The organism is Bradyrhizobium sp. Kon69 (assembly GCF_055807515.1).
Genome location: NZ_JBVVOS010000040.1, coordinates 1 through 24,360 on the forward strand (window position 1 = coordinate 1; position 24,360 = coordinate 24,360).

21 protein-coding genes are annotated in these 24,360 nt (G+C 65.1%); 8 read left to right on the forward strand and 13 right to left on the reverse strand.

The window, feature by feature from the left end; all coding sequences use genetic code 11:
* Positions 1-228: 228 nt before the first annotated feature.
* Together AC0L3U_RS34960 and AC0L3U_RS34965 are read right to left on the reverse strand one after the other, a co-directional pair.
* Positions 229-1,041, reverse strand: coding sequence for an MBL fold metallo-hydrolase (locus AC0L3U_RS34960; protein ID WP_027520235.1), 813 nt, complete (start codon positions 1,039-1,041; stop codon positions 229-231).
* On the reverse strand, positions 1,038-1,409 hold the full coding sequence (locus AC0L3U_RS34965) for a Crp/Fnr family transcriptional regulator (protein WP_473346944.1): 372 nt from the start codon (positions 1,407-1,409) through the stop codon (positions 1,038-1,040). Before AC0L3U_RS34965 ends, AC0L3U_RS34960 begins: the two co-directional genes overlap by 4 nt.
* 289 nt (positions 1,410-1,698) lie before the next feature.
* Here AC0L3U_RS34965 and AC0L3U_RS34970 point away from each other — a divergent pair, with 289 nt between their 5' ends.
* The 3 genes from AC0L3U_RS34970 (at position 1,699) to AC0L3U_RS34980 (ending at position 4,580) form a co-directional block, all read left to right on the forward strand.
* Complete coding sequence (locus AC0L3U_RS34970) at positions 1,699-2,691, forward strand: hypothetical protein (protein WP_473364759.1); 993 nt, start codon at positions 1,699-1,701, stop codon at positions 2,689-2,691.
* Between the two features lie 93 nt (positions 2,692-2,784).
* Positions 2,785-4,335: a hypothetical protein gene (locus AC0L3U_RS34975; protein WP_473364725.1), complete on the forward strand. Its 1,551-nt coding sequence runs from the start codon at positions 2,785-2,787 to the stop codon at positions 4,333-4,335.
* An 80-nt stretch (positions 4,336-4,415) separates the two neighbouring features.
* Positions 4,416-4,580 carry a hypothetical protein gene (locus tag AC0L3U_RS34980; protein WP_473364726.1) on the forward strand — a complete coding sequence of 55 codons (165 nt, stop codon included), beginning with the start codon at positions 4,416-4,418 and terminating at the stop codon, positions 4,578-4,580.
* Between the two features lie 120 nt (positions 4,581-4,700).
* Here the strand turns inward: AC0L3U_RS34980 and AC0L3U_RS34985 are convergent, their stop codons facing one another.
* The 3 genes from AC0L3U_RS34985 to putA form a co-directional block, all read right to left on the reverse strand.
* Positions 4,701-5,348: a glutathione S-transferase family protein gene (locus AC0L3U_RS34985; RefSeq protein ID WP_473364727.1), complete on the reverse strand. Its 648-nt coding sequence runs from the start codon at positions 5,346-5,348 to the stop codon at positions 4,701-4,703.
* Between the two features lie 216 nt (positions 5,349-5,564).
* Complete coding sequence (locus AC0L3U_RS34990) at positions 5,565-6,770, reverse strand: CaiB/BaiF CoA transferase family protein (protein WP_473364728.1); 1,206 nt, start codon at positions 6,768-6,770, stop codon at positions 5,565-5,567.
* Between the two features lie 114 nt (positions 6,771-6,884).
* A complete protein-coding gene (gene putA / locus AC0L3U_RS34995) occupies positions 6,885-9,896 on the reverse strand; it encodes a bifunctional proline dehydrogenase/L-glutamate gamma-semialdehyde dehydrogenase PutA (protein ID WP_473364729.1) in 3,012 nt (1,003 codons plus the stop codon).
* A gap of 114 nt (positions 9,897-10,010) precedes the next feature.
* Between putA and AC0L3U_RS35000 the strand changes: the two genes are divergently transcribed.
* Positions 10,011-10,472, forward strand: a complete 462-nt coding sequence (locus AC0L3U_RS35000) for an Lrp/AsnC ligand binding domain-containing protein (protein WP_007596520.1) — start codon at positions 10,011-10,013, stop codon at positions 10,470-10,472.
* 171 nt (positions 10,473-10,643) lie between these two features.
* On the opposite strand, the gene AC0L3U_RS35005 is transcribed toward AC0L3U_RS35000, so the two are convergent.
* The 4 genes from AC0L3U_RS35005 to AC0L3U_RS35020 form a co-directional block, all read right to left on the reverse strand.
* A complete protein-coding gene (locus AC0L3U_RS35005; protein WP_007596519.1) occupies positions 10,644-10,844 on the reverse strand; it encodes a cold-shock protein in 201 nt (66 codons plus the stop codon).
* A gap of 208 nt (positions 10,845-11,052) precedes the next feature.
* On the reverse strand, positions 11,053-11,361 hold the full coding sequence (gene sorB, locus AC0L3U_RS35010) for a SorB family sulfite dehydrogenase c-type cytochrome subunit (RefSeq protein ID WP_473364730.1): 309 nt from the start codon (positions 11,359-11,361) through the stop codon (positions 11,053-11,055).
* Positions 11,362-11,372: 11 nt separating this feature from the next.
* Complete coding sequence (gene sorA, locus AC0L3U_RS35015) at positions 11,373-12,572, reverse strand: SorA family sulfite dehydrogenase catalytic subunit (protein WP_473364731.1); 1,200 nt, start codon at positions 12,570-12,572, stop codon at positions 11,373-11,375.
* A gap of 317 nt (positions 12,573-12,889) precedes the next feature.
* A complete protein-coding gene (locus AC0L3U_RS35020) occupies positions 12,890-14,623 on the reverse strand; it encodes an adenylate/guanylate cyclase domain-containing protein (RefSeq protein WP_473364732.1) in 1,734 nt (577 codons plus the stop codon).
* A gap of 357 nt (positions 14,624-14,980) precedes the next feature.
* Between AC0L3U_RS35020 and AC0L3U_RS35025 the strand changes: the two genes are divergently transcribed.
* The gene (locus AC0L3U_RS35025; RefSeq protein ID WP_473364760.1) at positions 14,981-16,546 is read left to right on the forward strand and encodes a glycosyltransferase family 39 protein; all 1,566 of its coding nucleotides are present in this window, start codon (positions 14,981-14,983) and stop codon (positions 16,544-16,546) included.
* A gap of 197 nt (positions 16,547-16,743) precedes the next feature.
* Here AC0L3U_RS35025 and AC0L3U_RS35030 read toward each other — a convergent pair whose 3' ends face one another.
* Positions 16,744-17,772 (reverse strand): YcjF family protein, encoded by a 1,029-nt coding sequence (locus tag AC0L3U_RS35030; protein WP_473288132.1) that lies wholly within the window; start codon positions 17,770-17,772, stop codon positions 16,744-16,746.
* Positions 17,769-19,238, reverse strand: coding sequence for a YcjX family GTP-binding protein (locus tag AC0L3U_RS35035; RefSeq protein ID WP_473364733.1), 1,470 nt, complete (start codon positions 19,236-19,238; stop codon positions 17,769-17,771). The genes AC0L3U_RS35030 and AC0L3U_RS35035 overlap by 4 nt, the downstream gene beginning before the upstream one ends.
* 208 nt (positions 19,239-19,446) lie before the next feature.
* On the opposite strand from AC0L3U_RS35035, the gene trhA reads away from it, so the two are divergent.
* On the forward strand, positions 19,447-20,142 hold the full coding sequence (gene trhA, locus AC0L3U_RS35040) for a PAQR family membrane homeostasis protein TrhA (RefSeq protein WP_473364734.1): 696 nt from the start codon (positions 19,447-19,449) through the stop codon (positions 20,140-20,142).
* Positions 20,143-20,197: 55 nt separating this feature from the next.
* On the forward strand, positions 20,198-20,992 hold the full coding sequence (locus AC0L3U_RS35045; protein WP_473364735.1) for an SDR family oxidoreductase: 795 nt from the start codon (positions 20,198-20,200) through the stop codon (positions 20,990-20,992).
* A 120-nt stretch (positions 20,993-21,112) separates the two neighbouring features.
* Here the strand turns inward: AC0L3U_RS35045 and AC0L3U_RS35050 are convergent, their stop codons facing one another.
* Complete coding sequence (locus AC0L3U_RS35050) at positions 21,113-21,574, reverse strand: MarR family winged helix-turn-helix transcriptional regulator (protein ID WP_473364736.1); 462 nt, start codon at positions 21,572-21,574, stop codon at positions 21,113-21,115.
* 76 nt (positions 21,575-21,650) lie between these two features.
* Here AC0L3U_RS35050 and AC0L3U_RS35055 point away from each other — a divergent pair, with 76 nt between their 5' ends.
* Complete coding sequence (locus tag AC0L3U_RS35055; RefSeq protein ID WP_473364737.1) at positions 21,651-22,427, forward strand: SDR family NAD(P)-dependent oxidoreductase; 777 nt, start codon at positions 21,651-21,653, stop codon at positions 22,425-22,427.
* A 196-nt stretch (positions 22,428-22,623) separates the two neighbouring features.
* Here AC0L3U_RS35055 and mdlC read toward each other — a convergent pair whose 3' ends face one another.
* Positions 22,624-24,246 carry a benzoylformate decarboxylase gene (gene mdlC / locus AC0L3U_RS35060; RefSeq protein ID WP_473364738.1) on the reverse strand — a complete coding sequence of 541 codons (1,623 nt, stop codon included), beginning with the start codon at positions 24,244-24,246 and terminating at the stop codon, positions 22,624-22,626.
* Positions 24,247-24,360 lie beyond the last annotated feature (114 nt).

The following is a 24,360-nucleotide window of genomic DNA, read 5'->3' on the forward strand; positions in this document are numbered from 1 at the left end:
GCTGTTTGTAAGTCCGCCCCATGGCAACACCTCCAGATGGAAGTGTTGCACTTCGTTTGTGAACTCAGGGGACCCATTACCCCAGGGAGAAGTGGCGAAGATTCATCGTTCGGTACGCCTGCTGCGTACAACCGATAGACCTCGCGGTATGGGTCCTGGCTTTCGCCAGGACGACGTTGTGGGGACATCGGTGCTTCGCCTCGCGGGCACACGCAGCCGCCAGCCCACCTAATCGTCCAGCTTGTTCAGATCCCGCACCGATTGCATGATCGGTTCGAAGTTCGAGCGCGCATCCAGCGCGTCGAACAATTGTGCGGTGTCCTCCAGTAGACCGTGCGACCGCGCGATGGCGATGCGCACGTCTTCCTGTGGCGTGTCCGACAGCCGGCCGTGGCCTGACAGCAGGATCTTCGCGTTCAATCCTTTGAGCCGCTCCAGCGATTCGATGTAGTCGGCGATGCTGCCCGAGCCGAACACGCCGCCCATCACGCCGCCTGGCATGAGCGTATCGGCGGCGAACAACAGCCCCTTGTCCTGGTCGAACAGCGTGATGCAGGCCGAGGTGTGGCCGGGCGTGTGCATCACGTTGAGACGGAAATTGCCGAGGTCGATCAGATTGCCCTCCTCGAGCCAGATGTCGATGTTAACAGGCACGTTCGGCTCGTTGAACATCTTGCGCAGCATCGAGAAGTCGTCGCGCAGCATGATCTTGTTGGCTGCGAGGCGATGGGCGGCGACGAAGGTGCGACGCTCGTTGAAGTGCCAGGCCGCGCCGATGTGGTCGAGATGCTCGTGGCTGAGCACCACCATGTCGATCTTCTCCGGCGGGCAGCCGACGAAGTTCAGGCATTCGACCATCGCCGCATAATTCGAGGACAGCCCGGTATCGATCAGGATGGTCCGCGCCGAGCCGCGCACGAGATAGACGTTGGCGGCGCGATTGGAGAAACGGATCTGGTAGACGTCGTCCGCCGCCTGGATCAGCGAGCAGGTGTCGTTCTTCATCAGGACCGGAAAGGCCGTCGGCTTGCCGTCGCTCATGATTGGGCCGCCCGGTAGCTGACCGCGTTGGCGGCGCGCAGGCGCTTCGACAGCGCGTCCATCACCATCAGCGCAAACGCCGGCTGCTGGCTGACGAGATAGACGAAGCGGGCGTGGTTGACCCTCATCACCCTGGTGTTCGGCGCCGCCGCGATCGCGGTCGCCGAACGTGCCGAGCCGTCGATCACGGCCATTTCGCCGAAGAATTCGCCCTTGCCGAGTTTGATGATGCTGGTCTTGCTGGCGCCGCTGATCTTGGCGATCTCGACCTCCCCGTCGAGGACAACGTAAAGCTCGCGGCCGGTCGAGCCCTCCTCGAAGATGATGTCATCGACGCCAAACTCGTTGATGCACTTCTCGATCGTCATGACACCCCCCAAGGGCCTCTGCAGCCGTTCTGGCTGACAGGCAGTCATGTTAGCGGGGTAACAGGGGCGGGCAAACAGCCTGTTCTGGCGGGAACGTGGCCTGCCGCAGGGCAGCATCGGCTGACAATTTGTTGCACAGCGCCACACCGGTTCCACGTTCCCGGCCCAATTCGGCCCCGGAAGACTTCCTAAAATTTCGGTAAGCGGGTCCGGAGGTAAGGAATTCGCAAGCAATGAAAGTTACCAAAAGGTCAACCGAGACTGGAGTATTTGAGCCGTGAGCGAACCAATGCCCGAGCGGGCCGCCCAGGATACTGGCGTCGTCGAAGCCGCAGCGACCGTGCCACAGGCCATCGAGGCTGCCGCCGGCATCGAGGCCCCCTCGATTGCCCCCGACCACGAGACGCCGCCGAAGCCCGACCCGGTCAAGATCGAGCCGCCAAAAATCGAGGCATCGAGGATCGAGGCGCCGAAGTTCGATGCCAAGGCCGAAACCACGACCGAGACCAAGCCTGAGACCAGGTCCGAGCCAAAGCCCGGCAAGCTCATCGTCATGACACCCGCGGAGCGGTCCTGGGACCGTGAGGAGTTTGCGCCGCATGTGAAGGCGGACGAGCCACGCGAGACCGGCGGCAAGCGCCGCCTGTCGGCCATGGCCGCGGTGGTAGCGATTGCGGCCAGTGTCGGCGCCATCAGTGGCGCGCTCGCGACCGCAGGGATGATGCACTTCGCAAGCCCGGCGCCGGCACAGGTTGCCGACACCAGCGCGCTGGAATCCTCGGTCGCCCGGATCGATGCCGATGTCGTCGCGCTCAAGGCCAATGTCGAGCACACCTCCAAGACCGGCCTCGGCCAGTTCAACCGGACCAACGACCGCCTCGACAAGCTCGAGAAGGCGCAGGCCGAGCCGATGGCCAAAATCGCGAAGCTGTCCGAGACCGTCGACAAGCTCCGTGCCACCCCGCCGGCGGCGCCCGCCCAAGCCGCAGCCGCCGTGCCGGCCCGTGAGACCACCGGCTCGATCGCGCCGACCCAGGTTGCGACCGCCGCAGCTGCGCCGGCTCCCGCCGCACCCAAGACCGAGGTCGGCCGGTTGCCGACGGTCGAAGGCTGGGTGCTGCGCGACGTCTCCAACGGCGGCGCACTGGTCGAAGGCCGCGGTGGCCTCTACGAGGTTTATGCCGGTGACCCCATCCCGGGCGTCGGCCGTGTCGATGCGATCCGCCGTCAGGACGGCCGGTGGGTGGTCGTCACCAGCAAGGGGCTGATCGTCGCGCGCTGAACGCCTCATATCCGACTTTCGAAGAGGCGCTTCACCACCGTGTGAAGCGCCTTTTTGCTTGAATAGCCGTCCCTGCGCGGTGTTACCTAAGCCATGAGCCGCGCCTTGCGAATTCTCGTTGCCGCCGCCGTGTTTTTCGGCGGCATCGTGTCGTTGTTGGCCGCGGAGAACGCGCAACTGGCGCGCGGCACGGCGATCACCGATCCCGATCTCCTGCGCGAGCTCGACCAGCACGATGCGCTCACGATCTCGCGCCTGTTGTGGCCGGAGCGGAACGCGAACTTTCCGCTGACGACCGATCTGATGTTTTCGTGGCTGTCGCAGCTCAAGGAAATTCGCCCCGCAATCGACGCCGAGATCGACCGTTACGTCGCGCGGCAGAAGGCGGCATATCCGACCGAGACCATCGGCGTCGGCGAGGGCTTCGACGTACAATTGTTCGATCGCGCCAATCTGAAATCCCGCGACACCCGTTTCGTGCTGGCCGGCATCGTCAACCGCATGGACCGCGCCTATGTCTCGGAAGACTCTTGCGGCGAGATCAGGCTGATCTATCGTCTCGCGCGTTTCGAGACCAAGCCGGATAGCGGCAGGACAGCCACGCGGCTGCCGATGACGCTCAATCTGGTGATGAAGGCGCGCGACGCGCGCCAGATGGACGGGAACGGCAAGCCGATCACCTGCGCCGAGGTCGCGCGACGCTGGCTGGGCAATGGCGACTGGCAGGGGCTGATCGGCAGCGACTTCTTCCCTTACGACGCGATGCTCGATCGCATCGAGACCAATGTTCAGATCTCGGTTGCAGCGAAATCGGCGCTGCATGATTTCCGCTCCGACTATCTGCTCAAGGTGTTCAAGTACGACGCTGCCTCGAAGACCTTCGAGGAATCGACGCTGGAGAACCAGATCGACCGCGACCGCATTCTCGCCGACAATGATCTCCGGCGCGACTTCAGGGATTGGCTGCTCGCTCCCGATCATCTTCGCGACTTCGATCGCGGCACGGTGCTGATCCCGGAGAAATTCCTGGCCAAGGCTGCAATCGTGCCGACGCCCGCCGGCCTCGATGCGTCTCCGTTGCAGCCGGAGTTCGGGATGATGCAAGGGGAGGGCAACGGAGAGGGACAAGGCGAGCCGGTCTTCTCCGACAGCGACGTGGTTGGGGCGCTGAAGCAGGCGGCGGCGCGTGGCATCGATCTCCAGAACGTCCGCTCGGTCGCGGGTTTCCAGCGCCGCCTCAACGACGTCACTTGTTCCGGCTGCCACCAGACCCGCGGCATTGGCGGCTTTCATTTCCCCGGCGTCGATTGGCTCGCGGACAAGCCGTCCAATGCCGCCATCGTGCCGGATTCGCCGCATTTTCTGGGCGACCAGGTCCGCCGCCGCGACATCCTGACCGCGATGGCCGCAGGCAAACGTCCTGATTTCTCACGCGGATTTGCCAGCCGGCCGCAGACCCGCGGCAGCACTGAGCTGGCCGGGACCGAATATCAGGACGGCTGGGGCGCGCATTGTTCCCTGGAAGATGCGGGATCGGGATCGGCCGACAGGAGTTTTACGTCATGGAGCTGTGCTAAAGGATTGACCTGTCAGGCTGCCGCGGCCTCGCGCCGCATCGGCATGTGCTTCATCAAGACGCGTTAGCGCGTGATCCGGAAAAGTGTGCAGCGGTTTTCCGAGAAGATCACGCGCAAGATAAAGCCCACAAGCGATTTGGATGACCCATGACGAATACGAGCGACGCCAACAAGGAGCGCAATCGCGAGATCGCGCAGAATGAAGAGGCCAAGCAGGTCACCGGCAGCATCCGCGTCAGCACCTGGGCGGTCGCGGTCGTCGTCATCATCGGCGGAATCCTGTTCACGCTCGGCTGGCTGGCGCTGAAGTAGCTTTCTTTCGTCATGCCCGGGCTTGTCCCGGGCATCCACGTTCTGGTGTCCCCGCTCATGATCGTGGATGGCCGGGACAAGCCCGGCCATGACGGCCGAGACGAAGTGGCGCGAGCGCACTCACTTCGCGTAATTCGTCATCCGCTTGCCGGGCAGCAGCTCGTAGGCCGGCTTCCACCCGGGCAGTGCGGCCATGCGGCCAAGCCAGGCGTGGATGGCGGGATAGCTTTCCGCGAAATCGAAGCCGTGCTCGTCGCTCGGATAGTGCAGATAGGCCATCATCGAGATATCGGCGACGGTCGGCCTGGTGCCGATCGCAAATTCATTGTGCTGGAGATGGCCGTCGAGAATGCCGAGGAAGTCTTCGAGCCGCCTGCGAAAGTGTTTCAGCACCTGCGGATCGTTGCTTTGCGTGAAGGCGCGCATGAAGCGGTAGGTCGCCATGTAGCCGGTGAGCTTGTGGTTGTCCCAGAACAGCCAGCGCAGCAGCTCGAACTTTTCCTGCTCGGTCTCGGCACCGAAACGCCCGTACTGCTCGGCAAGCTTGAGCAGGAGAGGCGCAGTCTGCGTCATCTTCACACCGTCGACCTCGAGCACGGGAATTTCGCCCATCTCGTTCACGCTCTTGCGCCATTCCGGCGTGCGCGTGACGCCGCCGGCAAAGTCGGTCCAGACCGGCTCGAACCTCTCGCCGCAAAGCGTCAGCATCAGCGCCAGCTTGTAGCTGTTGCCGGATTCGGGGAAGTAGTGCAGGCGGTAGCTGGGCATGGGACCTCGCGATGACGGTGATTGTTGAAGCAAGCTATTCCCTTACGGTCGTCCCGGCGAAGGCCGGGACCCATAACCACCGAACGTGGTTTGGCGAAGACTTGGAGTTATCAGCTTCGTCCGCCAACTTCCTCTCTGGGATATGGGTCCCGGCCCCCGTGCGCAATTGCGCACTAGGCCGGGACGACAGCGTGGATGTATCACCGCGTAGCCGCCCTACCCCACCGCCCCCTGCGACCGCAGCTGCTTGATCGCCGCCTCGTCGTATCCCGCGCCACGCAAAATCTCGTCACTGTGCTCGCCGACGCCGGGCGGCTTGCGCGGCCGCACTTTCTTGGCGCCATCGATCCAGATCGGGCTGGAGATGGTGAGCATGGTGTCGTTCTCGAACGGCACCAGCACCTCGTTGTCGAGCATCTGCTTGTCGTTCGGGATGTCGTCCAGGATGCCGACGATGCCGAACACGAGTCCGTTGCCGTCGAGGATCTTGCGCCATTCGGCGAGATCCCTGGTCGCAAAGGTTTCGTCGAAGATCTTGATCAGCTCGACGGAGCGGGCGTGGCGGTCGGGTTTGGTAGCGAAACGCGGATCGGTGATGAGGTCTTCGCGGCCGAGACACCTGGCGAGCGTCGGAAACTGCTTCTCCTCGCTCAGCAGCGACAGGATCAGCCAGCGGCCATCCTTGCACTGGTAGTGGTTGGCGACCGCGTTCAACGCGCGTTCGCGCGGCCGCCGCTCGGCAAACTTGGCGCCGCAGAGCTTTGCCTGTGCCAGCACGCTCGCAGCCCACACGCCGTTTGCCATCAGATTGGAGGCGACATGCGAGCCTTTGCCGGTCTTCTCGCGCTGATACAGCGCGGTGACGATGGCGCCGTAGAATGCCATGGCGCAGGGATGGTCGCCCATGCCGGCGACCGAGCGGGCCGGCGTCGTGTCGGTGTCGGCGCGGACGAGGTCCATCAGGCCGGAGCGCGCCCAATAGGCGTTGCTGTCGAAGCCGGGCTTGTTGGCCTCTTCGCCTTTCTCGCCATAGCCGGTGAAGGAGGCGTAGATCAGGCGATCATTGAGATGGGCGAGATGGTCATAGGTGATGCCGAGCTTGGTGCGCACCGGCGGCGGCATGTTGGTGATGAAGACGTCGGCCTCTTCCACCAGCTTGTAGAGCACGGCCTGCGCCTCGGGCTTTGCGAGGTCGAGCGCGATGCTCTTCTTGTTGCGGGCCTCCAGCAGCCAGGCGAAATTGTGCTCACTGGTCGGATAGCCCGGAATGTTGGGCAGATTGCGGTAGGGATCGCCGGCACCGGGCGGCTCGATCTTGACGACGTCGGCGCCGAAATCCGACAGCACGGTCGCGGCCGCTGGTGCTGCGATGAAGCTCGCGCAATCCAGCACCTTGAGCCCTGCAAAAATGCCCTTTTCCATCGCGGCGTCGCTCCCTCGCTCGTGTTGTTTCCCGCGCGCTGGAATTGGCGAGGGCCACGTCACGGGCAGCATTAGACCGATGTTTCGGCGGGATGCAACGCTCCTCGCCGCGACTCACTCATCCCCTGCGAGCAGGGCAGCGTTGCCGCCGGCTGCTGCGGTGTTGATCGTCACGGTCTGCTCGGTCGCAAAGCGCGCGAGGTAGTGCGGGCCGCCGGCTTTCGGGCCAGTTCCGGACAGGCCGTTGCCGCCGAACGGCTGCACGCCGACCACGGCGCCGATCATGTTGCGGTTGACGTAGATGTTGCCGATCTGCACGCGGTCGACCATCGCCTCGATCGTATCGTCGATGCGGGAATGGATGCCGAGCGTCAGCCCATAGCCGGTGCGTTCGATGGCTTGCAGGACGCGTTCGAGATTTTCGGCAGGGTAGCGCACCACGTGGAGGATCGGGCCGAACACCTCGGAGGTCAGCTGGCCGGCATCCCCAAGCTCGAAAATATGCGGCGCGACGAAGCAGCCCTCCGGCGCGCTGCCGGCAAAGTGCAGCCGCGCCTCTCTCTTCATTCGTGCGATGTGCGCATCGAGGCGCTGCCTTGCCTCGCTATCGATCACCGGTCCGATATGGGTCGCGACGTCGCTGGGGTCGCCGATCTTCAACTCGCGCGCCGCGCCCGCGATCATCTCGATCATGCGGTCGGCGACGTCCTCCTGCACGAACAGCAGCCGCAGCGCCGAGCAGCGCTGGCCGGCGGAACGAAACGCCGACGTGACGACGTCGTCTGCGACCTGCTCGGGCAATGCGGTCGCATCCGCGATCATGGTGTTGATGCCGCCGGTCTCCGCGATCAGCGGCACGATCGGCCCGTCCTTGGCTGCCAGCGCCCGGTTGATGCTGCGCGCGACCTCGGTTGAGCCGGTGAAGACGATTCCGGCGATATCGGGATGCGCCGTCAGCGCGGCGCCGACGCGGCCGTCGCCGGCGATGAGGTGCAGCGCGCTTGCGGGGATGCCGGCCTCGTGCAGCAGCCGCACCGCCTCCACCGCAACGCGCGGGGTCTGCTCTGCGGGTTTGGCCACCACGCTGTTGCCGGCCATCAGCGCTGCCGTGACCTGGCCGAGGAAGATCGCCAGCGGAAAATTCCAGGGCGAGATCGCCACGAAGACGCCGCGGCCGCGCATGGCCAGCGCATTGCTCTCGCCGGTCGGACCGGGCATCGCCACATCGCTGCCGAACAGCTTGCGACCCTGCGCGGCGTAATAGCGGCAGAAGTCGGCGGCCTCGCGCAGCTCCGACAGGGCATCGTCGAGCGTCTTGCCGCCCTCACGCTGCAGCAGCGCGATGAAATGGGGTGCGCGGTTCTCCAGAAGATGCGCGGCCTGCTCCAGCGCCGCCGCGCGCGTGGCTGCCGGAGTCCGGCTCCAGGCGGCAAAGCCCGCGCGCGCCGCAGCCACTGCCGCATTGGCCTGATCCGGCGTTGCCTCAGTGACAGGCCTGAGGTCGATCGTCTCGGCCTTGACATCCGTCAGCAACCGCTCGAGCGCAGCGCGCGCGCCGAATTCGACGCCGCGCGAATTGCGCCGCTCCGGCGCGAACAGATCGCCCGGCAGCGGAATCTTGGGATGGGCGGCCTGCTGCGGCCGGACGATGGCATCCGCCGGACGTTGCAACAGCGCCGTAACCGGCACGCGGTAATCGGCCGCCTGCGCCACGAAGGAGGAGTTGGCACCGTTCTCCAGTAGTCGCCGCACCAGATAAGCGAGCAGGTCGCGATGGCTGCCGACCGGGGCGTAGGTGCGGTAGGCGATCTCGGGGTGATCCTTGGCGAGCTGCTCGTAGAGCGCCTCGCCCATGCCATGCAGGCGCTGGAATTCGAAGCCGCCGTTCGCACCGGCAAGCTCCAGCACGGTCGCGACGCTCAGCGCGTTGTGGGTAGCGAATTGCGGGAAGATCCGCGGCCGCAAGCCGAGCAGTTTTGACGCGCAGGCGACGTAGTTCAGATCCGTCATCGCCTTGCGCGTGAACACGGGATAGCCGTCGAGCCCGCGCTCCTGCGCGCGCTTGATCTCGGTGTCCCAATAGGCGCCCTTGACCAGCCGCACCATCAGCTTGCGGCCATGCGCGCGGGCCAGCGCATCGACATAGTCGATCACGTCGCCGGCGCGCTTCTGATAGGCCTGGATCGCGAGGCCAAATCCGTCCCAACCGGCAAGCGAGGGATCGGCGAGCGTTGCCGCGATCACGTCGAGGGACAATTCCAGCCGGTCGGCTTCCTCGGCATCGACGGTGAAGTTGAGATCATGGGCCTTGGCGCGCTGCGCCAGGTCCAGCAGTTGCGGCACCAGCTCAGCCATCACGCGGTCGCGGCTGATCGCCTCGAAGCGCGGATGCAGCGCCGAGAGCTTGACGGAGATGCCGGGCCGGTCGGGCAGGGGATGGTTGCCGGCCGCCTTGCCGATCGTCTCGATGGCACTGGCATAGGCGTCGAAATAGCGCCTGGCGTCAGTGGCGGTGCGGGCGCCTTCGCCGAGCATGTCGAAGGAATAGCGCGCCCTCTCACCGGAGCGCGGCCGGGCCCGCTCCAAGGCCTGCGCGATGGTCTCGCCCAGGACGAAATGATTGCCCATCAGCCGCATCGCCTGGCGTGTGGCGGTGCGCACGGCCGGTGCGCCCAGCCGCTTCACCAGCCGGCCGATGGTGCCGTCGGGCGTCTCGCCGGGCTGGATCACCCGTGCCGAGAGGCCCAATGCCCAGGCCGAGGCGTTGACCAGGAAGGCGGTGGACTTGGTCTCGTGGTGGATGAAGTCGCCCTCGCCGAGCTTGTCCTCGATGAACTGGTCGGCGGTGCGCGCGTCAGGCACGCGCAGCAGCGCCTCGGCCAGCACCATCAAAGCGAGCCCTTCCTTGGTCGAGAGCGCGAATTCCCGCAGCATGTCCTCGACGCCGCCAAGACCGCCGCCAAGTCGATCGTCGCGCTTGCGGATGGCTTCGATCAGCCGTGTCGCGGTGCGATCGATCCTCGCCTCCTGCGGCGGGCCGAGATGCGCAGACGGCAAAAGGCGCGCGGCGACATCGGCATCATCGGGCGCGTAGGCGGCGGAGAAGAGAGGCGGAATGTTCGGCATGGCGTGTCCTGTGGCTCCAATCCAGGATAATGCCCGCGATACCTTAGCTCGATAGACAATTTAGCTGATTTGGCTTAGGAAATGAAGCCTCACAGCCATTTGGCCTCATAAAGTATGGAATTAGATCGAACCGACCGGAAAATCCTCTCGATTTTGCAGCAGGACGGGCGAATCGCCAATGTCGAGCTCGCGGAACGCATCGGGCTGTCGCCGACCTCGATCGGCGAGCGGCTGAAGCGTTTGCAGCGAGAGGGCTTTATCGAGGGCTATGGCGCGCGGCTCAACCCGCACCGGCTCGGCCTCGGGCTCCTGGTGTTCGTCGAAGTGCTGCTCGACAAGACCACGCCTGATAATTTCGAGCGTTTTGCCCGCGCGGTGAAACTCGCGCCCGAAGTGCTGGAGTGTCACATGGTTGCCGGCGGCTTCGACTATCTTGTGAAGGCGCGGCTGGCGGACATGACCGCGTATCGACGTTTCCTCGGCGAGACCTTGCTGTCGATGCCGGGCGTGCGCGAAACGCGAACCTATGCGGTGATGGAGGAGATCAAGCGCGACGCACCATTGCCGGTGGACTAACGAAGTGCTGTCGCGATTGTCGTTGCTGTGGCGTTGATCGGGCGGTCTTCGCGGGACAAATAGTTCTCCGTGTGCAATCGCAACGCCTGTCGTCGAATGCACTGACCGTCTTCTGAAATTTTCTTGGCCCGGCTCCCGGATCGATCCGGGAGTTGGCAACAGCCGGCGGGCTTATACTTTGAGGTTCTCTGCGGAGCTTTTGCCTCGGTTTGCGATCTCTTCATATTCCACCGTCTGTCCTTCGTTCAGGGACGACAGACCGGCTTTCTGCACTGCCGAGATATGCACGAACACATCCTTGCCGCCCGACGCAGGCTGGATAAATCCATAACCCTTCGTCGGGTTGAACCACTTGACCGTACCTTTAGCCATCACGACTTCTCCGCGGGTCTTCCTCCGAGATCGCGAACCGCCAGTCCCCGCCAACCGGCCGGTTCGGTCCTAATACGATACGCGGAATGTGGCTGGCTTGGTAGCTCAAACCACATCCGCCTTTCGCCGAATTCCGCTCAACTTCGCGGCGTTTTTGCCGGATTTGCCCGTTTCGCGGTCACTTGGTCCGCGCGCCGCGCGCCATCCGTCAATAAGTCGCGGCCAGATAATCGACGATCTTGCCGACATCGGCATCGTCGATGGGGGCGCCATAGACCTTGATCATCTTGGTGACCTCGGCCTGCCAGAAACCTTTCTTGTCCTTCATCGGCGGCTGCGTGTTGATGTAGTCGGCGGAGTGGCAGGCGCTGCAATTGCCCTGCACGACTTCAAGATTGGGCCCGGGCTTGAACGCCGCGACCTCATCGGGGGTCTTGTAATTGACCGGTGCCGCAAGTGCCGAACCCACCACGGCGGCGAGGGCGAGCGTGCTGGCGAGGAAAACGGTGCGCTGCATGATCATTCCCCTCAAGCCACGGTGACGCGGACGGTTTCGACGACGTTGCGCAAGTAACCCGCCGGATTCCAGCGCGGCGTATCCGGCTGGGTTTCGCCGCCATTGCCGGTGGCGCGCACCTTGAGTTCGTGGGAGCCCGCCGCGAGCTTCACCGGCAGCGTCCATTCACGGAATGAGTATTTGCCGAGATCCTTGCCGAGCTTGGCGCCGGTCCAGGTCTTGCCGCCGTCGGTGGAGACCGCGACTTCCTTGATGCCCTTGCCGCCGTCGAAGGCGATGCCGCGCAGCGTCGTGCCGCCTGCTTTCAGCTTGGCGCCATCGGGGACGCTGGTGATGAAGGAGCGGATGGTGAAGCGATTGATCGGGATCGTCGCCTTCGGTGCGGTGCCCGGCTCGACCGCATTGTTCGGCGTGTCCGGAATGCGATAGGCCGACTTCATCCAGAAGCCGTCATAGACATTGTCGATGACGGTGATCTCGTTGACGTGCTTGACCCAATAGGTGCCGAAATAGCCGGGCACGATCAGGCGCAGCGGAAAGCCGTTGAGGAACGGCAGGTCCTCGCCGTTCATGCCATAGGCCAGCATCACCTCGCCGTCGCTGGCGTGATCGATATCGAGTGCCTTGACGAAATCGGGCGTCTTGTCGCTGACCGGACCGTCCATGCCGTTGAAGGTGACCTGCTTGGCGCCGCTCTGCACGCCCGCCATCGCCAGCACCGCCTTCAGCGGCACGCCGCGCCAGCGCGCATTGCCCATCGCGCCGTTGGCGAGCTGGCCACCGGCCACGCGCGGATCCAGGAAGCCGCGGCTGTTGCCGGAGCACTGGTTGACGGCGACGATCTCGGTCGCCTTCATCTTCCTTATGTCCTTCAGCGACAGCTTGAGCGGCTTGTCGACCTTGCCCTTGACCTCGAGGGTGAACTTGTCGGGGTCGAGACTGTAGGGCAGGTCCGAAAGGTGATAGCGCACGAAGAACGCGTTATTCGGCGTGATCGGGCCGTCGTTGAAGACCGCGAACGGCGTCTCGAGCTGCGGCGGACGGCTGGTCAGGCCGATCATCGGCCGCTTCTGCGGATATTTCACCAAAGGCCGCTCGCCATTGGCGAAGGGCAGGGTGACGGTGTCGAGTGCCAGCGCTTTGGTTGAGTTCAGTGCAGTCGCAACAGCGGCAAGGCCCGCTCCTTTGAGCAGGTCGCGTCGATCGAACATGTGGTCTCCTCCCGGAGCTTTTCGGTGGATCACGGTCATCACCGCGATCTCGCACTCATGTGTCGCAACGACTCAGTTGAAGTCAATTCGTGCTTTCGCAGCAGGCCCATGCCGTTGCGTTGCAGCAAGCCGGTGTTACGCGGAGTCGAGTCGTAACCGCGGCGACGGTGCACTCCCTCGCCCCGTTCTTACGGGGAGAGGGTTGGGGTGAGGGGCTGCTTCCGCAAGGATGGTAAGAGTTGGACACGCGGAGAGTCCCCCTCACCCGGATCGCTCCGCGATCCGACCTCTCCCCGCAAGCGGGGCGAGGTTGCGCCTCACGCAGCCACGCGTTCGCCGCGATCGACGAGCGCCGACAGCGCCCTCGCGTCCGCAACCACACGCACGGCCATCGGTTCGTCGCGGCCGCGGATCGCGACCTCCTGCTGCGGCAGCGCATCGTCGGCAAGGCCCGCGGTGCGGCGGACTTCCTCCGAGACAATCGCTTCGCAGGCCAGTGTCTTGGTCATGTCCTGGAGGCGGGCCGCGACGTTGACGGCATCGCCCAGCGCCGTGAACACGATGTGATCGCGATAGCCGATGTCGCCGATGATGACCTCGCCGCCGTGGATGCCGATGCCGAAGCGGATCGGCTGGCGCAGATCGTGGCTCAGGAGCTCGTTCAGATCGTCGATTTGCCTGGCGATGCCGGCGGCGGCCTTCAGCGACTGCCGGCAGGCGGTTTGCGGATCGGCGCTCAGTCCGAACAACGCCAGCATGCCGTCGCCAACGAACTGGTTCGGCTGGCCGCCATTCTCGATCACGGCCTGCGAGACGGCGCCGAGGAAGCGGTTGACGATGAACACGGTGTCGAACGGCAACCGCTTCTCCGCGAGCTGCGTCGAGCCGCGCATGTCCACGAACAGGCTGACGAGATAGCGCTCTTGGCCGATTCTGGCGGGCGTCGAGGCCTGTGTGTTCGCCGACAGAGTATGCGCGGTGAAGAGCTGGAAGAAGGAGAGATCCGACGTCGGTCGCAGCTGGCAGGCGAGCCTGATCGAGGGATCACTGGTGCCGACACGGGTGAGCACGAACGCCTCGCGCTGCGACGGCTCGGGCAGGGCGCCATGATCGCCGATGATGCGGATGCGACAGGTCGAGCAGCGGGCGCGGCCGCCGCAGACGCTGGCATGCGGCACATTGTGGCGCAGGCTCGCCTCCAGCACGGAGAGGCCCTTGGGGACGCGCACCGTCTTGCCGTTGCCGTAGGATAGCGCGATCATGCCACCGCGTCGTTCGCGCAAGGCCCGTACGCCGCGTGCGGCGAGCGCCAAGGCGAGCAATCCGAGATAACCGGCGGTGAGGCCACCGGTGATGCGGTCGAGCATCGCTGCCTCGGCCGTCGTGCCGACCTGGCTGCGCGTGAGATTGTGCGTCCGCCATTCCCCGTCGTCGGCCTCGACCTCGACGCTGCGGCCACCCTGGTAGACACCCAGCAGCGACAGCGTCGGGATCAGCACGGCCGCCGCGAGCAGATAGGGCGCTGCGCGCGTGAAGAACGGTTTGAGGCGAAGCCAGAAATAGATGCCGATGCAGCCGTGCACCCAGGCGATGAGAAGCAGGATCGTCATCGTCCAGATACGGTTCGACGCGACGAAGAACAGGTAGAGTTCCTGCGGATAGAGTTTTTGGTGCCCGTACAGCGTCTGGCCGAGCCGCACCCCGATCACATGCGCCATGACCAGCGCGGGGATGCTCAAGCCCAGCACGAGCTGCAGCGGCTCGACCGTCCGCCAGCGGAACTGCCGGCGTTCATACAGTGCATAGATGCCGAGCCCCATATGCGTGAGCGCCGCCGTGTAGAACACGATCGTTACCGGCAGGAACTGCCAGAACAGCGTGTGGTAGGTGACCCCGATCTCCATGGCATCGACCGAGATATTGCCGAGCGCATGGTTGAGGAAATGGCTGACCACATAGGCGAACAGAATGACGCCGCAGACCAGCCGCACCTGGCGCAAGCTGATGGCGCGGGAGAGCTCGGAAAATCGTGAGGATGCGGTTGCGGCCATGATTCTGTTGTATCAGTTCATGAAGGAGAACAGCCAGCGCCGCGTTTAATTCCGGGGGTGGACAGCTTGCGGGATCACATCCGCGGCAAGCCGCCGCACACTCGACGTCGTCCCGGACAAGCGCGCCCTTGGGCGCGCGCAGATCCGGGACCTATAGCCACAGGACCGGGTTTGGCGACGACTCGTGGTGATCAGCTCGCCAAACCCCTTCCTGTGGTTATGGGTCCCGGGCTCGCGACTGCGTCGCGCCCCGGGACGACAGCGGTGTATGCGGTCCCAGCTTCAGTCCCCACAACATTGACTCCCCCTCCCAGGTTGGCGAAAAGCGCCGCCGTGGCGACAGCTCCCGACATCACGATGCCCCCCGCCGGCGCGGCGCGCCGGCCGCTCGTCATGGCCACGGCGATCGTCGCCGCGATGACGCTGCTGCGCATCGTCTACGCCTCGGCCATCGAGCTGCGCACGGACGAGGCCTATTACTGGACGTGGTCGCAGGAGACGGCGCTCAGCTTCCTGGATCATCCCCCCGGCATCGCCTGGCTGATCCGGTTCGGCACTGCGATCTTCGGCGACACCAGGCTCGGTGTGCGCTTCGGCGGCATCGTCGCGATGCTGGTGACGCAGCTCCTGCTCGCCGATATCGTCCGCCGCCTCACCCACGACATGCGCGCCGTCGTGCTCGCGGTGCTGATGCCGGAGGCCGCGCTCTATTACGGCCTGCTGATGGCCAAGGTCGCGCCCGATGTCGCCATGATCCCGTTTGCGGTGGCGATGATGTGGTCCCTGGTGCGGCTTGCGCAGGGCGGCGACGGCCGCTGGTGGCTCGCCGCCGGCCTGTTCGCCGGATTGGCGATGCTGTCGAAATTCACCGTGATCATGTTCGCGCCGGCGGTTGCCGCCTTTCTGCTGGTGCCGGATTGGCGCTGGCGCTGGCTGCGCAGTCCCTATCCGTATCTCGCGGTGCTGATCGCAATCGTCGTGTTCTCGCCCGTGCTGATCTGGAACGTGCAGCACGACTGGGCCGCGATTCGCTTCCAGGGCGTGCGCGCCACCACCAGCTACGGCATCTCGCTCCGCACCTTCGGCGACTACATCGGCCTGCAATTCGGACTGGTCGGCTTCGTCATGCTGCCGGTGGTGCTGACGGGGGTGGTGCTGACGGCGTGGCGCGGCTATCGCACGCGCGAGCCGGTCGCGATTTTGCTGTCGACCGCGGTCCTGGTGCCGTTTCTCTATTTCCTCGCGAAATCGCTGACCCTCCGCGTCGGCGACACCTGGCCGATGTTCATGTGGCCGGTCGGTTTCGCCGCCGCCGCTGTCAACCTCACCATGTTGGCGGGCGAAGGAAGATCGGCGCGAATGATCAGGTCGTCGCTGTTCTGGGCCAACACGGCGGTGGTCTCGGGCATCGCTTTCGTCGTGGTCGTGTTCCTCTACTACGTCGCCACGCCGTGGAATTTGCTCGGGAAGATCGATCCGATCGGTGCCGAGTCCGGTTACGAGCAGGTCGCCGCGCGCGCACAGGCCGCATTGGACGAGACCGGCGCGACCTGGATCGCCACCACCGACTACCGCACCTACGCCATGATGCGCTGGCTGTTCAGGGGCCGCGTGCCCGTGATCGAGATCAACGAGCGCGGCCGCTTCCAGGACTTTCGTGATCCCGGCCTGGACCGGATCAGAGACCACGCGGGCATCTATGTCGGGCGAGAACCGGACAACCGCTCATCGCTGTGGGATTCGATCCCGGCCAAGCGCGAGCAACTCGGCCAGGTCGAGCGCCGCTGGCGCGGCCTCGTGATGGACACGTACACGCTGGAGAAGCTCTCAGGCTGGACGCCGGAGTTGTCGCCGCCAAAGGACTCGCCGCTGTTCCAGTGGCGCGTGCTGGCGGGCGAGTTTGAGAGGCGTATGCTCAGCTAGCGCGGCAAGCTCCGAATTCCCTTCTCCCCTTGTGGGAGAAGGTGGCGCGAAGCGCCGGATGAGGGGTATCTCTCCGCAAATTCCAGTGAGAGTTGGACTCGCGGAGAGAAACCCCTCACCCGTCTCGCCGCTTCGCGTCGAGCCACCCTCTCCCACAAGGGGAGAGGGGAAAACGAGCGCGTCGCGCAAACAGAACGCTACTCCTCCTCGTCTTTCTTCCGCAGCAGATCCGTCGCGAGGTCCGACAGCTTCGGCGGCGGCAGTGCCGCGAACGGCAGCGGCCGTGTGACGTCGATCGCGGCCAGGCCTAGCCGGGCCGTCAGCAATCCATTCAGCATGCCTTCGCCCAGCCGCTGCGACAGCTTCGCCGCAATGCCGTGGCCGAGCATCTGCTGCACCAGGCTGTCACTCGCCGCCATGCCGCCGGTGATGGCGAGATGGGCGATGACGTGGCGGAGCAGGCGGATCATGCCGAGCGCACCGGGACGGCCGCCATAGAGAAAAGCGAGCTGGCGTATCAATCTCAGCGAGGCCACGAACACGAACAGCACGTCGATCAGCGCGCGGGGCGAAACCGCCGTGACGATCGAGACCTTCTGCGCGGCTGACGACACCAGCCGCCGCGCCTCGATGTCCAGCGGCGACATCAATTCGCGCTCGGCGAGCCGGATCATGTCGGCGCCGTCGATGATCTCGCCGGCGTGGCTCTCCAGTGCGGCACGGGCGCGCGCGAGCTGCGGGTTCTGATGTGCGATCTTGAGCAGATCCTGCACGATGATGCGGCTCTCCTTGCGATCGTCGCTGGCAAGGACGGCGGCCGCGCGCTGATGCAGCTTTTCGATCGTTGCCAGCCGCGCCAGCCCGTACGCCTCGCGTCCGGTCACCACCGCGAGCGCAAGCGCGGTGACGGAGGCAAGCGCCAGTCCGACGAAGCCGAGGCTTTCGCTGCGCGCAAACAGATCCTCGATCAGACGGACGACGCCGAGCCCGACCCCGAGCAGCGTCAGCCCGGCAACGCCGGACCAGAACAATGCGCCCCAGGGGAAGCCGCGCCGCGCCGGGAGCGCGGATGCGATCGGCACCGGCAAATTCGCCGGATCGGGCTCCGGCGTGATCTGGATGGTGGTGCGGCCGAGCCGGGTCGTCTCGTCGGCCTCGGTGACGACGACGCCGGGGTCGTCGAGCCGGAACGTCGCCGGTCGCCGTGGCTTCGATCGGTCGTTCATGACAATTTGTCTCCGATCAGGAACTGCAAGGCACGGTCGAGGCGGATGTGAGGCAGCGCCGGCTGGTCGGCCCCCTCGCTCTCGAGCTTTGGCGGACGGAAGCGCAGGAAGCGAAAATCGCTCTTCTCGGCGGCCTCGGTCGAGAGCCCGCGGAACGCGTCGGTGCCGTTGAACAGCGGCTCGGGATCGAGCGGCAGGTCGCCCGGAAAGGTCGCGACCTCGGTGTTGCCGTCGAAGAACTCGCCGCCGGCGCTTTCGCCCGCGGCCGGCGTCCCCAGGATCGAGGGCAATTTGTCACGGCCATGCGCGACCTGCGCCTCGCGGGTGGCGCGGACGGCGGCGAGCGCGACGACGTCGATCGCCGCGCCGGTAGTTTCCGCGCGCGCAACCGCATGGGTGACCGCGCGGCGCAGCACGGCCTCAAGCCGGTCATGGCTGGAATGATGCAGATGATCCGCCTTGGTCGCCGCGAACAGCACGCGGTCGATCCGCGGCCGGAACAGGCCGGAGAGGATCGTGCTGCGGCCGATGTTGAAGCAGTCGAGAATGCCCGCGAGTGCGGCTTCGAGATCGTGCAATGCTTCGGGGCCGGCGTTGAACGCGGCGAGTGCGTCGGCCAGCACGATCTGGCGATCGAGCCGGGCAAAATGATCGCGGAAGAACGGCCGCACCACGACGTCCTTGTAGGCCTCGTAGCGGCGCACCATCATCGCCCACAGCGATCCCTCCGGTGCCTGGCCGCCCGCGGGCACGTCGAGCGGCGCAAAGGTCAGCGCCGGTGTGTCGGCGAGATTGCCCGGCATCAGGAAGCGGCCGGGCGGCAGCAGGCTCATCGCAAACCGCTCGTCGCGGCAGCCTTGCAAATAGCCCCTGAACAGCTTCGCGGCCGTCAGCGTCGCCTGCTCGTCCTCGCGCGCCTCGGGCTTGAGGGTTGCGAGATGCGCGTGCCAGTCCGCGGCAAGATGGACGCGCGGCGCCTCGCGCGACAGGGCGAGACTTTCGGCTGACCATTGCTCAAAGCTCTTCTGCAGCAGCGGCAGGTCGAGCAGCCACTCGCCGGGATAGTCGACGATGTCGAGCGTCAGTGTGCGGTCGGCGCCGTTCGGGCGCTGGTAGTCGATCACGAGCCTGAGCTCGCTGATGTCGACAGTCGAGCTCGGCCAGCGCCGCTCCTCGATCAGCGCGCGCAGATGGCTCTCATAGGCAAAGCGCGGCACGGCGTCGTCCGGCTGCGGCGCCAGATGCGCCCGCGCGATCCGTCCGGATGAATAGGCCTCGAACACCGGAAACCGCCCGCCGCGCGTCAGACCGTGGATCAGCGCGGTGATGAACACCGTCTTGCCGGCCCGCGACAGGCCGGTGACCCCGAGCCGCACGGTCGGATTGAAGAAGTGCTCGCCATAGTCGATCAGCGCCCTCGCCGACAGCCGCGCTTCTTCGACCATATCCTGGAAACTGAATGCCATTTGAACGTTAAGTGATCTCGGCGGGAGAAAATGTGTGGCCGATCACAAAAGTGGCAATTGCGTGGGGAAAATCAAGCTTCATACTTCCACCTCCTTTGTCGGCAAATCACCCGTTTGCAAATCAGCCGTTTGCAAGTCAACCGTTTGAACGACGCGCCGGTCCCGAAACACCCATACAAGAGGGTATTGTCTCACTTTGCGGATTGCCATGACCGTCTTCCAACTGAAACAGCTCGCATCCTCCTCCGTCCACGCAGCCGCCGACGCGGTCGGCTGGCATTACGACCGCGCCGAGTTGATCGCCGACGGCGTGATCCACGCGATCGGCGTGCTCTGCGGCCTCATTGCCGCGACCGTGCTGGTGGTGCTGACGGTGCTCTTTGCCGACGCGACCGACATCGTCGGCGTCTCGATCTACGTCGCCGGCCTGCTCTCGATGCTGGTGTTGTCGGCGACTTATAATCTCTGGCCGGTCTCGCCGGCCAAATGGCTGCTGCGGCGCTTCGACCATTCGGCGATCTATCTCCTGATCGCGGCGACCTACACGCCGTTCATCCTGGAAGTGAAGGACAGCGGGTTCGCGCTGGTGCTGCTCGCCGGCGTCTGGTGCGTGGCACTCCTCGGCATCGTGCTGAAACTTCTCTACCCCGGCCGGTTCGACCGCGTCGCGGTCGGCATCTATCTCGCGATGGGCTGGAGCGGCGTGATGCTCTACGATTCCGTGGTCAAGGCGCTGCCTGCGCTGGTGCTGGGCTTCATCCTTGCGGGTGGCCTGCTCTACAGCTTCGGCGTGATCTTCCATGCCTGGCGACGGCTGCGCTTCCAGAATGCGATCTGGCACGGCTTTGTCTTGGCCGGCGCGGCGTGCCATTATACCGCGGTGCTCGACCTCGTGTTGAGCTGAGCAAGCTCCGCGAGGCGGAATAAGCGAAGCGGTATAAGACAAGAGGAGACGTCGCATGCAAGTGACCGGCAAGGTCGTGGTCGTCACGGGCGGCGCCAACGGCATCGGCAAGGCGCTGTGCGAAGCCTTTCACAAGGCCGGTGCGGCCAAGGTCGTCGTCGCCGATATGGACGCGGACAATGCGCGGGCGGTCGCAGCCACGGTGGATGGCGCGGCGTTCAAATGCGATGTCGCGCAGGAAAAGGATATTTCCCACGTCATCGAGGAGACCGAGCGGCAGTTCGGCCCGATCGAATTGTTCTGCTCCAATGCAGGCATCGGCGGCGGTTTCGATCCGATGTCGGTCAATGCCGGGGGCGCCTCGGATGAGCCCTGGCAGCGCAGCTGGGCCATTCACGTCATGGCGCATGTCTATGCGGCGCGGCATCTGATCCCGCGCATGAAGGCGCGCGGCGGCGGCTATTTCCTCAACACCATCTCGGCCGCGGGCCTGCTGTCGCAGGTCGGCAGTCCGGCGTACTCCACCACCAAACATGCCGCGGTCGGCTTTGCCGAAAATCTCGCGATCTCCCACAAGGCGCACAACATCCGCGTCTCGATCCTTTGTCCGCAGGGTGTCGACACCAACATGCTGCGTTCGATCCCCAAGGGCCCGCAATCCGGCGACGGCGATCTCTCGGCCGAGCAGGTTGCCAAGGACGTGCTCGCCGGTCTCGAGCAGGAGACGTTCCTGATCCTGCCGCACCCGCAGGTGCTCGGCTACATGCGCAAGAAGACGGAGAATTACGATCGCTGGATCGGCGGCATGGCCAAGATCCAGGCCAGGATGCGCGACGAGTTCGGGACGTAAGGAAGAGGCTTGCCACGACCTCCGGTGTCGTAGCCCGGATGGAGCGAAGCGCAATCCGGGAAAGTCTTTCCGCCGCACGCAAGGCCCCGGATTGCGCTCCGCTCCATCCGGGCTACGGACTCACGCCGCAGTCCGCCCCTCGTCCTCCACCCGGCTCTGACGCAATGCCTGCGCATAGAGCATCATCCCTTCCCGCACCGTGCGCTGCTCGGCCTCCGTCAGCGCGGCAAGGGCGCTGCTCACCTGCTGCCGTCCGAACGCGTGCAGCGCCTCTAGCGTGCGGCGGCCCTTCGCCGTCAGCGACAGCAGCTTGCTGCGTGCATCGGTCTCGTCGGGCGTCTCCCGCAACTCACCGCAGTCGATCAGCTTGCGCACCAGGCGGCTGACGCTCGATTTCTCCAGCCGCAGGAAATCGCCGAGCTCGCCCGAATTCATCGGGCCGCGGATACCGATCTCCAGAATGGTGTGCACGGCCGACGGCGGATAGTCCGATGCCGCCACGGTCGCATCCATGAAGCCGAGCTCCCGCACCATCAGGCGCGAGGCCGCGCGAATGTCGTCGATCAGCGAAAGCCCGGTCATGCTTGACTCCGCGCATATAGTTGTACAATACAACTATATGCGCGGAACGGCGCGTGCAAGCGTTTTGGAGTGAGCCATGACCGGAACTTTGCCAACGGGCGAGCGGATGAGGTGCAAGGTCTGCCTGGTGACGGGTGGCGGCAGTGGCATCGGCCGTGCCACGGCGTTGCGAATGGCGTCCGAAGGCGCGGAGGCGATTGTCGTGGCGGGCCGGCGCGAAGCCGAGATCGACGCCACCAGCGCGGCGTGCCGCGAACTCGGTGCGGACGCCATCGCGATCAAGACCGACATCACGCGCGAGGACGAAGTCGCGCGCCTGGTTGGCACGGCGGTCGAGCGTTGCGGCCGGCTCGACGTCGCCTTCAACAATGCCGGCTTCCAGGAGCGCCGCGCGCCGCTGGAGCAGCAGGGCACCGATGTCTACGATAGCGTGTTCGACACCAATGTCCGCGCGCTGTTCCTGTGCCTGCGCCATCAATTGCCGGTCATGCTCGCGCAAGGCCGCGGCAGCATCGTCGTCAACGCCTCCGTCAGCGGCGTGCGCAATCCCAATCCCGGCTTCTCTCTCTACTCGGCATCCAAAGCTGCAGCGATCTCGCTGACACGCTCTGCTGCGATGGAAAACGCTCCACGCGGCATCCGCATCAACGCCGTCGCACCTGGCCGCGTCGTCACTGACATGATGCTGCGCGCCGGGGTCGGCGATGTCGCAACCGTCGCCGCCGGCCTGCCGCTCCGGCGGATGGGGAGCCCGGAGGAGGTGGCCGAGGCGGTGGTCTGGCTATCGTCCGACGCGTCGTCGTATGTCGTCGGGCATGTGCTGGCGGCGGATGGGGGATTCCTGGCGTCGTAGTTGCGGACGGTCGTGCCAAACATTCGCTGTCGTCCCGGCCTAGTGCGCAATTGCGCACGGGAGCCGGGACCCATAACCCCAGGGAGTAATTTGGCGAAGATTGATTGTTCGGGATTATCAATGCGCGCAATCGATAGATCACGCGGTATGGGTCCCGGCCTTCGCCGGGACGACGATGTGGATATACCGTGCGTCCCTAATGCTTCTGCCCGTACAGCACCGGCACCGCCGAATCCACGACCACCTCCACCAGGCTGGTCCCGTCGAATGCCATCCCGCCCTTGAGCGCCTCGCCAAGCTCGGCTGCCTTGCTCACCCGCACCGCATGGCAACCCATGCCCTCGGCGAGCCGGACGAAATCGATCCCCGGCAGCTCGAGCCCCGGCACGTTCCTCACCTGCATCACCTGGCTGAACGAGCGCATTGCGCCGTAGCCGGAATTGTTGATGACGACGATGGTGAGCGGCAGCTTGCGCTGCGCGGCGGTCCAGAGCGCCTGGATCGAATACATCGCCGAGCCGTCGCCGATCAGGCACACCGTGCGGCTCTTTGGCTTGCCGAGCGCCATGCCGACCGCGGCCGGCAGCGAATAGCCGAGGCCGCCGCTTGCCATGGTGTAAAAACTGTCCTGGCCGCGCATCGGCATGAACTTCTGCATCGCCGGCCGGTGCGAGGGGATTTCCTCGACCAGCGACGCGCCATCCGGCATCGCCTGCGACAGCGAATGCAGCAGGAATTCGACCGGAAGCGGATCGCCGGCCTGCGGGCCGGGCGGCAGCGTTCGCCCCTTCGGTGCCGCGCGCTTGCTCTCGGGCAGGAGCTCGAGCAGCATTGCGAGCGCCGGCTTCATCGTCGCGATGATGCTGGTTCCGACCGGCGTCACCGCTGCGGCATCCGGGTCATCCGTGATCTGGAAGATCGTCGCGCCGCCGTCGAAGATCGCGGCGTGACCTTCGACGTGGAAGGTGAACACCGGCGCGCCGATCACGACGACGAGGTCGTGCTCGCGCAGCGCATCCGACAATTGCGCCGGCGAGGCATGCAGGAAGCCCGCGAACAGGGGATGGCGTTCCGGGAACGAGCAGCGCGCCGAAAACGGGCTGACCCAGACGCTGGCCCTGGCCTTCTCGGCCACGCGCACCATCAAATCGACCGCGCCGGCGCGATCGACACCGGGGCCGACGACGAGGGCAGGGTGCTTGGCCGAACCGAGCGCGGTGATCAGCGCCTTCATCGCGTCAGCCTCAGGCGCCATCTCGCGGCTGACCTTGCGGGCTTCGACGGGAGCTGTCGCATGCGCCCAATCGTCGACCGGGATCGAGACGAAAGTCGGCCCGCAGGGCGGTTGCATCGCGGTGTAATAGGCGCGCGCGATCGCGGCCGGAACGTCCTCAGGCCGCGCCGGCTCCACGCTGTACTTCACATAAGGCCGCGGGAATTCGGATGCACGCTCCGCATAGAGGAATGCCTGCAACGGCAGGATCGAGCGCGCCTGCTGGCCGGCGGTGATCACCAGCGGCGTCTGGTTGCGATGCGCGGTATAGATGTTGCCGAGCGCATTGCCGACGCCGGCGGCCGAATGCAGATTGACGAAGCCGGCATTGCGCGTCGCCTGCGCATAACCGTCGGCCATGCCGACCGCGGAGGCTTCCTGAAGGGCCAGCACGTAGTCGATGTCGTCGGGCCAGTCGCTCAGGAACGGCAGCTCCGTCGAGCCTGGGTTGCCGAACACGCGTCTGATGCCGAAGGAGCGCAGCAGGTCGAGCGTCGCCTGCTTGACGGTGACGGATTTGCTGCCGGTCTTGCCGTTCTTCGCCATGGTTTCCGTTCCCTGATGTTTGTCGGGCTGCTAACCCACCCGTCATTGCGAGCGCAGCGAAGCAATCCAGAATGCCGCCGCGGTGACAGTCTGGATTGCTTCGTCGCTTCGCTC

Coding starts and splice junctions, on each gene's coding strand:
- AC0L3U_RS34960 (WP_027520235.1), bottom strand. CDS start 1,041: ATGAGCGACGGCAAGCCGACGGCCTTTCCGGTCCTGATGAAGAACGAC.
- AC0L3U_RS34965 (WP_473346944.1), bottom strand. CDS start 1,409: ATGACGATCGAGAAGTGCATCAACGAGTTTGGCGTCGATGACATCATC.
- AC0L3U_RS34970 (WP_473364759.1), top strand. CDS start 1,699: ATGCCCGAGCGGGCCGCCCAGGATACTGGCGTCGTCGAAGCCGCAGCG.
- AC0L3U_RS34975 (WP_473364725.1), top strand. CDS start 2,785: ATGAGCCGCGCCTTGCGAATTCTCGTTGCCGCCGCCGTGTTTTTCGGC.
- AC0L3U_RS34980 (WP_473364726.1), top strand. CDS start 4,416: ATGACGAATACGAGCGACGCCAACAAGGAGCGCAATCGCGAGATCGCG.
- AC0L3U_RS34985 (WP_473364727.1), bottom strand. CDS start 5,348: ATGCCCAGCTACCGCCTGCACTACTTCCCCGAATCCGGCAACAGCTAC.
- AC0L3U_RS34990 (WP_473364728.1), bottom strand. CDS start 6,770: ATGGAAAAGGGCATTTTTGCAGGGCTCAAGGTGCTGGATTGCGCGAGC.
- putA (WP_473364729.1), bottom strand. CDS start 9,896: ATGCCGAACATTCCGCCTCTCTTCTCCGCCGCCTACGCGCCCGATGAT.
- AC0L3U_RS35000 (WP_007596520.1), top strand. CDS start 10,011: ATGGAATTAGATCGAACCGACCGGAAAATCCTCTCGATTTTGCAGCAG.
- AC0L3U_RS35005 (WP_007596519.1), bottom strand. CDS start 10,844: ATGGCTAAAGGTACGGTCAAGTGGTTCAACCCGACGAAGGGTTATGGA.
- sorB (WP_473364730.1), bottom strand. CDS start 11,361: ATGCAGCGCACCGTTTTCCTCGCCAGCACGCTCGCCCTCGCCGCCGTG.
- sorA (WP_473364731.1), bottom strand. CDS start 12,572: ATGTTCGATCGACGCGACCTGCTCAAAGGAGCGGGCCTTGCCGCTGTT.
- AC0L3U_RS35020 (WP_473364732.1), bottom strand. CDS start 14,623: ATGGCCGCAACCGCATCCTCACGATTTTCCGAGCTCTCCCGCGCCATC.
- AC0L3U_RS35025 (WP_473364760.1), top strand. CDS start 14,981: ATGCCCCCCGCCGGCGCGGCGCGCCGGCCGCTCGTCATGGCCACGGCG.
- AC0L3U_RS35030 (WP_473288132.1), bottom strand. CDS start 17,772: ATGAACGACCGATCGAAGCCACGGCGACCGGCGACGTTCCGGCTCGAC.
- AC0L3U_RS35035 (WP_473364733.1), bottom strand. CDS start 19,238: ATGGCATTCAGTTTCCAGGATATGGTCGAAGAAGCGCGGCTGTCGGCG.
- trhA (WP_473364734.1), top strand. CDS start 19,447: ATGACCGTCTTCCAACTGAAACAGCTCGCATCCTCCTCCGTCCACGCA.
- AC0L3U_RS35045 (WP_473364735.1), top strand. CDS start 20,198: ATGCAAGTGACCGGCAAGGTCGTGGTCGTCACGGGCGGCGCCAACGGC.
- AC0L3U_RS35050 (WP_473364736.1), bottom strand. CDS start 21,574: ATGACCGGGCTTTCGCTGATCGACGACATTCGCGCGGCCTCGCGCCTG.
- AC0L3U_RS35055 (WP_473364737.1), top strand. CDS start 21,651: ATGACCGGAACTTTGCCAACGGGCGAGCGGATGAGGTGCAAGGTCTGC.
- mdlC (WP_473364738.1), bottom strand. CDS start 24,246: ATGGCGAAGAACGGCAAGACCGGCAGCAAATCCGTCACCGTCAAGCAG.